This is a genomic window from Rhodoblastus acidophilus (genome assembly GCF_900187365.1).
Classification (GTDB): Bacteria; Pseudomonadota; Alphaproteobacteria; order Rhizobiales; family Beijerinckiaceae; genus Rhodoblastus; species Rhodoblastus acidophilus.
On record NZ_FYDG01000008.1, the window covers coordinates 77491 to 89571 of the forward strand.

Annotated in this window: 10 protein-coding genes; 5 read left to right on the plus strand and 5 right to left on the minus strand. The window is 66.6% G+C overall.

Going from position 1 to position 12081, the window contains the following annotated elements; all coding sequences use genetic code 11:
• Positions 1–124: 124 nt before the first annotated feature.
• The 3 genes from CFB24_RS15100 (at position 125) to CFB24_RS15110 (ending at position 4563) form a co-directional block, all read left to right on the plus strand.
• On the plus strand, positions 125–2641 hold the full coding sequence (locus tag CFB24_RS15100; protein ID WP_088521465.1) for a circularly permuted type 2 ATP-grasp protein: 2517 nt from the start codon (positions 125–127) through the stop codon (positions 2639–2641).
• The gene (locus CFB24_RS15105) at positions 2638–3537 is read left to right on the plus strand and encodes a transglutaminase family protein (protein ID WP_088521466.1); all 900 of its coding nucleotides are present in this window, start codon (positions 2638–2640) and stop codon (positions 3535–3537) included. Before CFB24_RS15100 ends, CFB24_RS15105 begins: the two co-directional genes overlap by 4 nt.
• A 72-nt stretch (positions 3538–3609) precedes the next feature.
• A complete protein-coding gene (locus tag CFB24_RS15110) occupies positions 3610–4563 on the plus strand; it encodes an NAD(P)/FAD-dependent oxidoreductase (protein WP_088521467.1) in 954 nt (317 codons plus the stop codon).
• Here the strand turns inward: CFB24_RS15110 and CFB24_RS15115 are convergent, their stop codons facing one another.
• Both CFB24_RS15115 and CFB24_RS15120 read right to left on the minus strand, forming a co-directional pair.
• Positions 4564–6048, minus strand: coding sequence for a methyl-accepting chemotaxis protein (locus CFB24_RS15115; protein WP_088521468.1), 1485 nt, complete (start codon positions 6046–6048; stop codon positions 4564–4566). It abuts the gene before it with no gap.
• Positions 6049–6108: 60 nt separating this feature from the next.
• Positions 6109–8274, minus strand: coding sequence for a 4Fe-4S binding protein (locus CFB24_RS15120; protein ID WP_158255223.1), 2166 nt, complete (start codon positions 8272–8274; stop codon positions 6109–6111).
• Positions 8275–8489: 215 nt separating this feature from the next.
• Here CFB24_RS15120 and CFB24_RS15125 point away from each other — a divergent pair, with 215 nt between their 5' ends.
• Together CFB24_RS15125 and CFB24_RS15130 are read left to right on the plus strand one after the other, a co-directional pair.
• Positions 8490–9689 (plus strand): FIST N-terminal domain-containing protein, encoded by a 1200-nt coding sequence (locus CFB24_RS15125; protein ID WP_088521470.1) that lies wholly within the window; start codon positions 8490–8492, stop codon positions 9687–9689.
• Positions 9686–11020 carry a hybrid sensor histidine kinase/response regulator gene (locus CFB24_RS15130; protein ID WP_088521471.1) on the plus strand — a complete coding sequence of 445 codons (1335 nt, stop codon included), beginning with the start codon at positions 9686–9688 and terminating at the stop codon, positions 11018–11020. The genes CFB24_RS15125 and CFB24_RS15130 overlap by 4 nt, the downstream gene beginning before the upstream one ends.
• 93 nt (positions 11021–11113) lie before the next feature.
• Here the strand turns inward: CFB24_RS15130 and CFB24_RS15135 are convergent, their stop codons facing one another.
• From CFB24_RS15135 to pufA, 3 genes are all read right to left on the minus strand, one after another.
• Positions 11114–11299: a light-harvesting protein gene (locus CFB24_RS15135; protein ID WP_088521472.1), complete on the minus strand. Its 186-nt coding sequence runs from the start codon at positions 11297–11299 to the stop codon at positions 11114–11116.
• Between the two features lie 12 nt (positions 11300–11311).
• Entirely contained in the window at positions 11312–11440 is a 129-nt protein-coding gene (locus CFB24_RS15140; RefSeq protein WP_088521473.1) for a light-harvesting protein, read from the minus strand.
• 455 nt (positions 11441–11895) lie between these two features.
• On the minus strand, positions 11896–12081 hold the full coding sequence (gene pufA / locus CFB24_RS15145) for a light-harvesting protein (protein WP_088521474.1): 186 nt from the start codon (positions 12079–12081) through the stop codon (positions 11896–11898).

Genomic DNA, 12081 nt, shown 5'->3' on the forward strand with positions numbered 1-12081 from the left:
GCGCCTGAAGCGTGACGCCGGCTGCGGCCGCCCGGCATCACTTTCGCTAAACCGTTTGCGAAAGGGGGTTTTTTTCCTAAGGAATTTGCGTCAGAGTCGGTGTTCGTTTTTTTTCGGGGTGGAAATGGGTCCGGCGACCGAGAAAGCCTCCAGCGCCAAAGCGCGGCGGCTTGTGGAGATGACCGCGGCCTATCGGCCGTCCGACAACGCGCCGGATGAATTCATCGGCGCGGACGATCGGCCGCGCGGCCATTGGCTCGAATTTTTCGACAAAATGGCCGGGCTCGGCGCCGACGACGTCGCCCGCCGCTTCGAAACCATCGAGCGCAACATCCGCGAACAGGGCGTGTCCTACCGCGCCTACGGCGAAACGACCGAGCGCATCTGGCCGCTCAGCCATATGCCGCTGTTGATCTCGGAAAAAGACTGGGCGGTGATCGAGGCCGCCGTCACCCAGCGCGCCGAAATTTTCGACCTGCTGCTCAACGACCTCTATGGCAAGGGCGAACTGGTCCGCAACGGCTTCCTGCCCGCCGCCGCCGTCACCGGCAGCTCCGATTTCCTGCCGCCGATGGTCGGGGTCAAGCCGCGCGGCGGGCGCTGGCTCAACCTCTACGCCGCCGATCTCGGGCGCGGCCCCGATGGGCAATGGTGGGTGCTGTCCGACCGCGTGCAGGCGCCCTCCGGCCTCGGCTATGCGCTGGAAAACCGGCTGAATCTCACGCGCGCCTTCCAGGCCATTTACCGCGACATGAACGTGCGGCGGCTCGCGCCGTTCTTCCAGGCGTTTCGCGGCGGGCTCGCCACGCTCGCCAGCCGCTCGGACCCGCGCATCTGCCTCTACACCCCCGGCCCCTACAGCGAGACCTATTACGAACAGGCGTATCTGGCGCGTTATCTGGGTTTCGTGCTGGTGGAGGGCGCCGATCTCGTCGCCCGCGACGGCCTCGCCCATGTCCGCACCATCGCCGGGCTGAAACGCGCCGACGTGATCTGGCGGCGCATCGACGCCGATTTCGCCGATCCGCTGGAATTGAAAAGCGGCTCGCAGCTCGGCGTGCCCGGGTTGGTCGAAACCATCCGCCAGGGCAATGTCGCCGTGGTCAACGCGCTTGGCTCGGGCGTGGCGGAAACCCCCGCCCTGCTCGGCTTCATTCCGGCGCTGGCGGCGCGGCTGCTCGGCGAAAAGCTGCTGCTGCCCAATATCGCGACCTGGTGGTGCGGGCAGGCGCGCGAGCGCGAGCATGTGCTGTCGCGGCTGCAGGACATGGCGATCGCCCCGGCCTTTGGCGCGGCGCCGACGCGATCCTTCCTCGGCGGCTCGGTCGTCGGCGGCGAGCTGACGCCGGCGCAGCGCCAGCGCCTCGCCGAGGCGATCCGCGCGCGCGGCGCCGATTATGTCGGGCAGGAAGTGGCCAGCCTCTCGACCACCCCGACCTGGGTCGGCTCCAAGCTGGAGCCGCGCCCGTTCGTGCTGCGCGTGTTCGCGGCGCTCGGCCCGGACGGCAAATTCCATGTCATGCCCGGCGGCTTCTGCCGCATCTCCGACCGGCTGGATTCCCGCGCCGTCGCCATGGGCGCGGGCGTGCAGACCACCGACGTCTGGATCGTCGCCAACAAGCCGGTGGAGGCCGTCAGCCTGCTGCCGCAGAACGAGAATGTGTCGATCCGCCGCATCATGGGCAATCTGCCCAGCCGCGCCGCCGACAATCTGTTCTGGCTCGGCCGTTATGTGGAGCGCGCCGAAGCGACGCTGCGGCTGATCCGCTGCCTCGGCAAGCGCGTGATCGAGAACGAGGATCTGACGGCGGAAGGCGCGGCCACCATGCAGCGCCTGCGCAAGCTGCTGATCGAATGGGGCGCGGTTCCCGCCAAGCCCAAGATCGCGCTGACGCCGCAAAGCTTTTTGAACACGGCGCTGTTCAATGTGGATGAGTTCGGTTCGGCGGTGTCGCTGGCGCAGAACGCGCAGCGCACGGCGGCGGTGATCCGGGAGCGCCTGTCCGTCGACACCTGGCGCATCATCGTCGAGCTGCTGCAAGGGCTGCAAAACTGCCAGCCTCCGCTCGACGAGGCGGAACTGCTGGAGCAGGCCGATATCGCGCTGCAGGCCATCGCCAGCATTTCCGGGCTGGCGCAGGAGAACATGAACCGGGTCGCGGGCTGGCGCTTCCTGGAGATGGGCCGGCGGCTGGAGCGCGGCGTCAACACCTGCCGCTTCATCCGCAGCTTCGGCATGGAGCAGGCGCGCGGCGCCGATTTCGACGTGCTGCTCGACCTGATCGACTCGCAGATCACCTATCGTTCGCGCTATCTGATCGGCGTCGCGCCCTATCCGGTGCGCGACATGGCGCTGCTCGACCCCTACAATCCGCGCTCGGTCGCGTTCCAGACCGCGCGGCTGGCGGAGCATATCGCCACGCTGCCGGTGCTGCGGCAAGACGGCATGCTCGAGGCGCCGAACCGCATCGCCATCAATCTCGACGCCGACCTGCGCACCACCTCGGCCAACGCCGTGACCAGCGAATTCGTGCTGTCGGTGGAGCGCCGGCTGATGTTGCTCGCCAATTCCGTCGGCGCGCGCTATTTCCTGCAAGGCGCGAACGTGGCGCAGGCCGAAAAACAGGTGGGCCTCGCGTGATCTACGACATCCGCCACATCACCACCTACGCCTATCAGGCGCCGGTGTCCTATTCGCTGTGCGCGCTCAGGCTGCGCCCGACCAGCCGCGCCGGGCAGAAGGTGCTGTCGGTGAATGTGACGCTCGATCCGCCCGCCGCGCAGCGGACGGAGCGCGTCTGCTTCTTCGGCAATTCCTTCGAGGTGGTCCGCCTCGACGACGAACATCGGGCGCTAAAAGTCACGGCGACGGCGCGGATCGCCGTGGCCCGGCCCGAACCGCCCGCCGTCACCCCGCCGTGGGAGGAAGTGCGGCAGCAGGCGTTCGGCGTGCATGACCTCGGGCCGCAATCGCCGGCGCATTTCATTTATGCGAGCCGGGTGGTGTCGCTCGACGAGCCCGTGGTGGCCTATGCCCGCTCCAGCTTTCCGCCCGAATGCGAGATCCTCGTCGGCGCCCGCGACCTCATGCGCAGGATCTGGGACGATTTCGACTACGACCCCAAGGCGACGCTGGTGACCACGCCGCTGGGCGAGGCTTTCGCCAAGAAGAAGGGCGTGTGCCAGGATTTCGCCCATATCATGATCGCCGGCCTGCGCGGGCTGGGGCTGCCGGCGCGCTATGTCAGCGGCTATCTGCGCACCGTGCCGCCGCCCGGCCAGGAGCGCCTGGAGGGCGCCGACGCCACCCACGCCTGGGTCGCGATCTGGTGCGGCCCGTTCGACGGCTGGGTCGGCCTCGATCCCACCAATAACATTCTGGTGGGCGACGACCATATCGTGCTGGCCGAGGGCCGCGACTACGCCGACATCGCCCCGATCGCGGGGGTGATTCTCTCGTCAGGCGCCCAGGACGTGTCGGTGGCGGTGGATGTGATCCCGGTCGCGGCGGAAGACTCGCCGCCGACCTTCAAATAGGCCCAACAGGCGGCGCGCGGCGATTTTCGCCCGCCCCCTCAACCGGCGCGGCCGCCCGAGCGTTCCCCCCATATGCCGGAACGTAAACAGGCGGCGGGGGCGGCCATGCTCGATTGTCTGGTGATCGGCGGCGGCCCGGCGGGCCTGACCGCCGGGCTTTATCTCGCGCGGTTTCAACGCAAATTCCTCGTGGTGGACGCCGGCGCGCCGCGCGCCGCCGCCATCCCGACCAGCCACAACCTGCCCGCCTTCCCCGACGGGCTGACCGGGCCGGATCTGATCGCCCGTCAGCGCGAGACGCTGCTGCGCTATGGCCCGGACAGCCTGCTGGACGGCCGCGTCGAGACGCTCACGCGCGCGGACTGCGGATTTTCCGCGCGCATCGCGGCGCCCGGCCGCAGCTTCGAGATCGCGGCGCGGCGCGTGCTGCTGGCCACCGGCGCCCAGGACGTCGAGCTGGACCTGCCCGACCAGAAAGACGCGGTGCGGCGCGGCCTGGTGCGCTACTGCCCGATCTGCGACGGTTTCGAGGCGCGCGACAAGAAGATCGGCGTGATCGGTTTTGGCGCGCGCGGCCTGAACGAAGCCCTGTTCATCGCCCGCGCCTATGGCGCCGACGTGACCCTGCTGACGCTCGGGCGCGCGCTCGACCTCACGCCGGACCAGCAGGCGCGCTGCGACAGACTGGGCGTCAAGCTGGCGCGCGCGCCGGTGCGGTCGCTACAGGTGGAGGGCGACCATATCGCGGCGCTGCATTTCGGCTCCGAGGGCGAAATGCGCTTCGACACGCTCTACTCGGCGCTGGGATTGACGCCGCGCGGACAACTCGGGCTGGCGCTCGGCGCCGCGCATGACGACTGCGGCGCGCTGACGGTCGACCCGCGCCAGCAGACCAGCGTGCCCGGCCTTTACGCGGCGGGCGGCGTGGTCGAGGGCCTCGATCAGATCGTGGTGGCCATGGGCCAGGCCGCCGTGGCGGCGACCCATATCCACAATCATTGCGAGGAGACAGTCGACCGGGTGTGATCAGGCGGCGGCGCCCGCGCGCGAAATGTCGCGGATGGTTTTCGCCGACGCGGCGACCTGATTGGTGGCGGCCGAGATCTTGCTGATGCTCTGGCTGATCTGCTCGACGCCGGTCGAGGCGACCTGCATGTTCTGGGCGATCTCGCGCGTGACCGCCGTCTGCTGCTCCACCGCCGCGGCGATGCCGGAGGACACTTCGCTGAGATTCTGGATGGTGTGCGCGATCGAGCCGATGGCGGAGACGGCGCCGCGCGTGGAGCTTTGCACCTCCGCGATATGCTCGGCGATTTCGCAGGTCGCCCGTCCCGTCTGGTCGGCGAGCGCCTTGACCTCGTTGGCGACGACGCCGAAACCGCGTCCTGCTTCGCCGGCGCGCGCGGATTCGATGGTGGCGTTGAGCGCCAGCAAATTGGTCTGGGTGGCGATGGTGGAAATCAGCGAGGTGATTTCGCCGATGCGCCGGGCCGCCTCGGCGAGGCTGTTGACGATGCGGTCGGCCTCGCCGGCCTGCGTCACGGCGTCGCTGGACATGTGCATGGCCGCGGTCACCTGCCGGCTGATCTCCTGCACCGACCCGGCCAGTTGCTCGGCGCCGGCGGCGACGGCGTGCACGGTCGCGCTGGTTTCGGCGGCGGCGTTGGCCGCATTGGCCGCGCGCTCATCGGTCTCGACGATGCGCTGGGCGACAGCCGCCAATTCCACGTCGACCTGATTTGCGGTGCGTTCGCGACGGGCGCGCCGCACATAGCTGCCGGTGATGTCGGTGGCGAATTTCACCACCTTGAAGATCTTGCCATTGGCGTCGAAAATCGGGTTGTAGGAGGCGACCAGCCAGACTTCCTTGCCGCCCTTGCCGATCCGCTTGAATTCGCCTTTCTGCGGCTCGCCCTGCGCCAGATCGCTCCAGAACTTGCGGTAATCGGGGCTGGCGGCGACGGCCTCTTCGACAAACATGGCGTGACGCCGTCCGACGATTTCCTCGCGGCTATAGCCCATCGCGGCGAGGAAATTGGCGTTGGCGTCGAGAATCGTCCCGTCCAGCGCGAAATGGATCACCGCCTGCACACGGTTGAGCGCCTGCACCTGTCCCCCGGTCTCAGCCGCGCGCTGTTTGGCCGCGGTGATGTCGGAGGCGATCTTGACGATCTTGACGACCTTGCCGCCGGAGATCACCGGATTGTAGGACGCCTGGATCCACACTTCGCGGCCATCCTTGCCGATCCGCCGGAATTCGCCCGCCTTGAACTCGCCGCGCGCCATCGCCGGCCAGAAGGCGCGATAGTCGTCGCCGTCCCGCTCGGACGGCTCGACGAACATGGAATGGGGGCGCCCAACGATCTCGTTACGCGCATAGCCAAGCGTTTTGAGGAAGTTGTCGTTCGCCATCAGAACGACGCCATCGGGCGAGAATTCGATCATGGCCTGCGACTTGTCGAAAGCCGCCAGCGTCTCGCGCGCAAGGTGGCGCTCTCCCAACATCCACATGGCGTCTCCTGAAATCACATCCGCCCGTGCGCATAAAGGGCAGTCAATATTACGGCGCGACTATGGAAACCCAAGCCTGCGCGAAGCTTGCGCTTGCACCCCAAGCGCCTCCTCGCGGCGGGCCTTTTTGGCCGCCAGCAGCAGCGGCGCGCATTGGCCGGCGTCGTCGTAAATCGCAACGCAGTCCAGACATTGGAAACATTCGGCATAGATCACGGCGCCGCCGCGCTCGATGGCGCCGTAGCGGCATTTGACCCGGCACAGCTGGCACGGCGACCCACATTCGCGGCGACGCGGAATCCAGGCCCAGCGCCGCACGAAACTCAACGCCGAAAATGTCGCGCCGAGCGGGCACAGGTAACGGCAGAAGAACTTGTAATGGAACAGGCCCAGGATCAGCAGCGCGACCGCATAGAGCACGAACGGGACGGAGCGCATGAAGATCAGGGTGATCGAGGTCTTGAACGGCTCGACCTCGGCGACCCGTTCCGCCTGCGACGAGAAGAACAGCGCCGTGACCACAATCGCCGCCAGCACCAGGAATTTGGGCAGTCGAGCGAGGCGCTCGTAGCGGCGTGGCAGCGCGAGCTGGCGAATTTTTGTGATGCGCGCAATTTCGCCGACGAATTCCTGCAAGGCGCCGAACGGGCACAACCAGCCGCAAAACGTGCCGCGCCCCCAGACGAACAGGGCGAGCAGGCCAAACGCCGCCACCATCAGCGTCGGCGGATCCCACAGCAGGAAGGCGAAGGTCCCCTCGCCCTTGATCGCCTTGATCAGGCCGAACAGCCAGACGATGGACACTTGCGCCTGCGCGATCCAGCCAATGAAAACCAGGGTGAAGGCGAGAAAACTCAGCCGGAAGATTTTTAGCGCGCGCGGCGAACGGGCCAGCCGCCTTTGCCCGGCCAGCGCAAACGCCAGCACGACGAGGCCCGCCGTCAGAATCGAGACGTCGCGCGCGCGGCTCGCCCAGATCGAGCCGAGGCCCAGCCCCTTGTCTTCGGGCGGCAGGTCGAACAGATCGGGCGGCAGGCTGTAGTCGAGCTTGAAATCGACCGGGAATTTCTCGGGATAGACGAGGCCCTTCTCGCGAATGACGCGCAGCGACACCTGCGAGGGCGAGGCCGGATCGAACGCGGCTTCCGGCGCGATGCGCATCACCGCGACATCGGCGCGGGCGAGATCGAGGCCAGGCGCGTCCAGATCGAGCCGGTCGCGCCAGACGAAATCGCGCCAGGCCACCGGCGCGCCCGCCTGCGCCAGACCGATCAGATCGGGGGTGGCGCCGGGGACGAAATTGTCCGGCATGAAGGTCCAGCGCCCCGCCGAGATCGCCATCATCGCCGGGGCGCCGTCGAGCTGGCCCATCAGCTTGCGCCAGCCGGCCTCGCCGAGCAGGTTGCGCCCGATGATCGGCACATCCACCTGCGCCAGATAGAGGTCGGCGAAGGCGCCGTGGGGGTCCTTGACGGCCTCGTCGTCGAGCCCCTCGGCTTCCGTGCCCTTGTAAGCTTTCTCGACGTCGGCGTTGGCGACGCGCAGATGGCGGATGTAGCCGCGCGCCAGCATTTGCGAAAAGCTCAGTTGTTCGAACACGTTCTCCCGGATCTTGGCTGCGCGGTTAGGGTCGCGCCCCCGCGAAAAGCCGAGGCGCTCGCGCGCCACCTGCAAGGCGGAATTGACGATGGTTTCGTTGATGATGCGCACGGAGGCCGTGGCCTTGGACACCCCGTCGATCTCCGCCGCCACGCCGTCGCGGGTTTTGGCGCCGCTGCGCCCCGGCGGCACGATCTTGATCGACTGGCTGAGCGACAACCCCTCATATTGCTTGACGAATTCGTTGAGAGGCTCCGGCCCGAGACCATCGACGAACACCGGCTCGTGCTGCGACAGCACGCGCACGCTCAAAAGGGCGCCATTGGGCCGCACCGCGATGGCCAGATTGACCGGCGTGCCGGAAAAGCCGGGAATCGGCTGGAAATCCTCGGATTCAAACAGATAGGCGACGAGCACGTCGTCATTGTAGCTCTGCTTGAAGATCGGCCAGATCGGCAAGGCGGGATCGCGCGGGCCGACAATATAAGGCTTGGGGAACAGCAGCTCGACGCCGGCGCGGTCGAGCGTCGCGGCGGCGGCGGCCGTCAATCCGCACAGCAGCATGAGCAGGGCCGCGCCGAGGCGCGCCAGCGGCCCGCGCCGGCAGACGCCGTTTCCCTTCCGCATTTCCCCTCCCGAGCGCATTCACGCCAGAGTCTTGTTCTTGTTTGTTTGTTCGCAGCCAAACCCGGGCGCGCGCCAAAGCTTTGGCAGGTTGTGCGAGGCGGAAAACATCGCCTATAGTACTTTCTCACAATTGCGCGCGAACCCGCCGCGCCGAAAGGCCAAGGCGGGCGCCAAGACGCTGAAAATCCGGCCGGTCCGGACCAGGGGAGCATCCGTTGGGAGGGAGCGAACAGGCGGAGCGCGACGGCGTGTTGGTCGCCTGCAGCGGCGCCGACAACGCCGAACAGGCGGCGCGCGAGATCGCGGCGGAAGTCGCCCGGCTGTCGCCGGACGAAGCGCCGCGCGACGCGCTGGCGGGACTCATCTGCTTCGTCTGCGCCAATTACGACGCCGGCCTGTTCGCGGCCGAACTTTCCAGGGCTCTGCCCGGCGTGCCCGTTTACGGCTGCACCACGGCGGGCGAGCTGACCCCGTCGGGCTGGGCCTCGCGCACCGTGGTGGCGCTGGGCTTTTTGCGCCGGGATTTCGCGCTGCTCGCCCATCTGTGCGAGGACCTGTCGCATTTTTCGGTCGAGGCCGGCCGCGCCGCCTTCATGGCGACGCGCGACGCGCTGATCGCCAGCGACCCGCGCATTGAGCCGGAACATTGTTTCGGGCTGCTGCTGATCGACGGCCTGTGCCGCCGCGAGGAGGCGGTGATTTCGGCGCTTTATTCCGCGCTCGACGACATTCCCGTGGTCGGCGGCTCGGCCGGGGACGCCCTGAGCTTCGACAAGACCTTCATGATCCGCGACGGCCAGGTTTACAGCGACGCCGCGCTGCTGCTGCTGTTCCACACCCGCCTGCCGTTCGCGCCGTTCAAATGCGATTATTTCGAGCCGACGCGCGCCAAGCTGGTGGTGACCGACGCCGACACCGACCTGCGCATCGTGCGCGAACTCAACGCCGAGCCGGCGGCCACCGAATACGCCCACGCCGTCGGGGTGATGGAGAGCAAGCTGGAGCCGTCCTCCTTCGCCTCGCATCCGGTTCTCGTGGGGGTGGGCGGCCAATATTACGCGCGCTCGATTCAGAAGGTGAACGCCGACGGCTCGCTGTCGTTCTTCTGCGCCATCGACGAGGGGCTGGTGCTGACCGTCGCCAAGCCGCGCGATCCCTATGAAAGCACGCTGGCGACCTTTCAGGACATGGAGGCGCAGCTCGGCCCGGTGTCGCTCTATATCGGCTTCGATTGCGTGCTGCGGCGGCTCGACGCCGAGCGGCGCCAGATCTCCCGCCGGCTGTCCGAATTGTACCGCTCCCACAACGTGATCGGCTTCAACACCTACGGCGAACAGTTCCGCTCCATGCACGTCAACCAGACTTTCACCGGAATCGCGCTGGGGCAGCGCGGTCGGGAGGACGCGGCGGGATGAACATGAACCTGCATGGCGGCGAAAGCGTGGATGAGCTGAAGCGGCGCATCGCCAAGCTGGAGAAGATCAACAGCGCGCTGATGTCGCGCGTCGAACGCTCGGTGGACAGCCAGTTCAACGCCTTTTCCCTTTTTGAAACCGCCATCTCGCTCGACCATCAGGTGCGTCGCCGCACCCAGGAGCTGTCCCAGGCGATGCGCTCGCTGGAAAAGGCCAAGCGGCAGGCGGAGGCGGCCTCGTCGCTGAAAACCACTTTCGTCACCTCGGTCGGCCATGACCTGCTGCAGCCGCTCAACGCCGCCCGTCTCGCGCTGTCGGCGCTGGGCGAACTGCCGGCGACGCCGGAAGCGGGCGTGCTGGTCGAACAGGTCGACCGCAGCCTGATCGCGCTGGAAGATTTGATTCGCACCCTGCTCGACCTGTCGAAACTCGACGCCGGCGTGATGAAGCCAGACGTCCGCACCTTCGAGCTTAATGAGGTGCTGGAGCCGCTGGCGCGCGACTTCGCCTATTTTGCGCAGAAGCGCGGGCTGAAGCTGAAAATCTTTCCGTCGAAACTCTATGTGCGTTCCGACCCGTCCATGCTGCGGCGCATCCTGCAAAACCTGATCGCCAACGCGCTGCGCTACACCGCCCATGGCGGCGTGCTCGTCGGGGCGCGGCCGCGCGGCGAGCGCGTGCTGGTGCAGGTGTCCGACACCGGGCCGGGCATACCCGAGGCCAAGCGCGAGGCGATTTTCCAGGAGTTCAAGCGCGCCCATAGCGACATCCCCGGCGAAACCGGATTCGGGCTGGGCCTCGCCATCGTGCGCCGATTCGCCCAGGCGCTCGACCATCCCGTGCGGCTCGCGTCCAATGTGGGGCATGGCTCGACCTTTTATGTGCGGCTGCCGCGCGCCGCGCCGGCGCCCAAGGATCTGCCGGCGCCGCCGCCGTTGCTGCGGCTGTTCCACAGCCCGATCGCCGGCGCGAAAATCCTGCTGATCGAGAACGAGCCTTCCGTCAGCGAGGCCATGGTGACGCTGCTGGAGCGCTGGGGCTGCGACGTCGCGGTCTCCGTGTCCGGCGACGAGGCGCTGGAGCGGCTGCGGGCGCTGCCGACGGCGCCGCATATCGTGATCGCCGACCTGCATCTCAATAATGACGAGCGCGGCACTCAGGCCATCGCGCGCGTGCGGGCGACGCTGGGAAGCGACGTGCCCGCGCTGATCGTCACGGCCGACCATTCGGCCAAATCGGAGGAGGAGGTGCGCGCCGCCGGGCTGGAAATGCTGAGAAAGCCGGTGCGGCCGGCGGAAATGCGGTCGCTGCTGTCGTTCCTGCTGACCTAAGGCGCACGCAAGACGGACATCAACAAGTAGCCGACATAAAAAATTGGCCGGCATCTTGCGATACCGGCCTGATCGCCTGAACGGCGGTCGGCATTAGCCGACGATCGAGGTCTCGATCGCAGCAGCCTTCTTGAGGCCGCCCTGCCAGTAAGCCGGGAACCACGTGGTGTTCGACAGAATGGCGACGTGCACGAGGATCGCGATCACAGTCACGGAGCCGAGCAGCAGCGGCAGGCCAACGCTCGGGTTGACGACGGTCCAAATCTTGCCCTGGTTCATGTCAGGAGCTCCTTAGTGCAGCCAGGGGGAGAAAGCGAACGCGAGGACGTGCGCGAAGATCGCGATCACGAAGAACACGCGGGTGCCGTCGATAACGTGCTTGTGAAGCTCTTCGGCTTCGGCAGCGGACAAAGCAGCCATTGTTAACCTCTCAAAAAAACGCCACTGATTATTCGTGCTAACCTGCACGCAGGCACCGGTGGCAAGGTGGCGCGCTTAGGCAAAATCGAGCCGACTTCGCTGCTGCAACGCTGGTGTCACTATATCTTGCCATTTTGTAATGTCAAATTCACTTGACATGAAGCTGTGCAAAACTTTCCATTATTTCTCAAAGCCTTAGGTAAGAAACACGTGAAAGAGCGCCTTAGCCGCGGCAATTTGTCCACCCCCAATACGCCAATTAAAAATGGCGCGACGATGACGGCGCAGACTGAAACATCAAACGGGCTCAAAAATCAAAACGGTCGGCATCATCCGATGCCGACCGTCTGTTTCTTCCGGTTTCACATGCTCGACCGACGACCCCAAGGAGCGGCGGTGGACGCGCCGCACACCATCGGCGGTGTGCCGTCACATGCGGCAGCCGTCAGGCGGCGTCAGCCGACGATCGTGGTCTCGATCGCAGCGGCCTTCTTCAGGCCACCCTGCCAGTAGGCCGGGAACCACTTGGTGTTCGACAGCACAGCGAGGTGAACGAGAATGGCGATGACGGTCACGGAGCCGAGCAGCAGCGGCAGGCCAACGCTCGGGTTGACGACGGTCCAGATCTTGCCCTGGTTCAT